The sequence below is a fragment of the Mesorhizobium sp. M4B.F.Ca.ET.089.01.1.1 genome (genome assembly GCF_004022605.1).
In the GTDB taxonomy this organism is placed as follows: Bacteria; Pseudomonadota; Alphaproteobacteria; order Rhizobiales; family Rhizobiaceae; genus Mesorhizobium; species Mesorhizobium abyssinicae.
This window is the reverse complement of the sequence record NZ_RZOS01000909.1, coordinates 1-1,054: the sequence shown is the minus strand read 5'-3', so window position 1 is coordinate 1,054 and position 1,054 is coordinate 1. Positions and strand designations below refer to the sequence as shown.

General features: G+C 69.9%; 1 protein-coding gene. It reads right to left on the bottom strand.

Annotation, left to right across the window (positions count from 1 at the left end):
- Positions 1 to 94: 94 nt before the first annotated feature.
- A partial coding sequence (locus EN780_RS34940) for an MFS transporter (protein ID WP_133372895.1) occupies positions 95 to 1,054 on the bottom strand: 960 nt, incomplete at its 5' end.

Here is a 1,054-nt window from a genome sequence, read left to right as displayed (position 1 = left end):
CTCATGGCCCTTCCTCCGCCGGCAGCCTTAGCGGTTCGGCTGGACAGCCGTAACCCCCTCACCCGCGAAAACCGCTTGCTCCAGCCAAACCCTGTCAGGAACTTCGGCGGCTGGCCGACCTGTAGAGCGCGAAGGCCACCAGCAACGCATCGAGCCCGACGATCACCGCCGGCAGGCCGAGTGGGCCGACCGCCTGCATCAGCGCACCGGCGCTGGGCGGGCCGACAATGCCGCCGGCGCCCCACATCAGTGCGAAGGCGGCGTTGCCGGCCACCAGCAGGCTCCCCTTGAAACGGCTGCCGAGTTCGACCAGCGCCATCGTGTAGACGCCGTAACCGACCGCGCCCATCACCACCAGCACCGGCCAGACCAGCGGCGTCGTGATCAGCAGCGGCAGCGACAGCGCGCAGGCGCCGGTCGCCAGCGCGCAAAAGACGATCATCGCACGGCCACCGAAGCGCTCGGCCATCAGCCCGAGCGGGATTTGCAGCAGGATGTTGCCGGCCGACAGCGCCGTCACCAGCGCGGCGAGCTTCGCCTCCGGCAGGCCGTAGCCGGTGCCGAAGACAGGAATCAGCGAATAGGTGCTCTGCTGCACGGCCGCCGAAACCAGCACCGCCAGCAGCAGCGCCGGCGCCAGCCTGGCGAACCCGGCGATGCCGCCGGAAGCCTGGCCGTCATCCTCGAAGCCGGCGAGCTGCGAAGAGACGGCGCGCAGGATCAGCGCGCACAGGCAAAAGCCCGCTATGGCGGCGATGAACGGGGGCCAGCCGGACGCGCCGAGGGTGATCAGGATCAAAGGCCCGGCGGCGTAGCCGGCGCCCATCAGTGCGTTGAACACGCCCATCACCCTGCCGCGGCGCGACGGCGCCGCCAGCGACAGCGCCCAGACCTCGCCAAGCACATAGAGCGGATTGATGACCACGCCGACGAGGAAGCGCAGCGCGTACCAGGCGATCCAGTTCTGCAGATAGCCGATGCCCAGGAAGCATAGCGCGCCGATCAGCGAGCAGCCGACGGCGAGATTGCGCGCGCCGACCAGGCGCACGGCGGC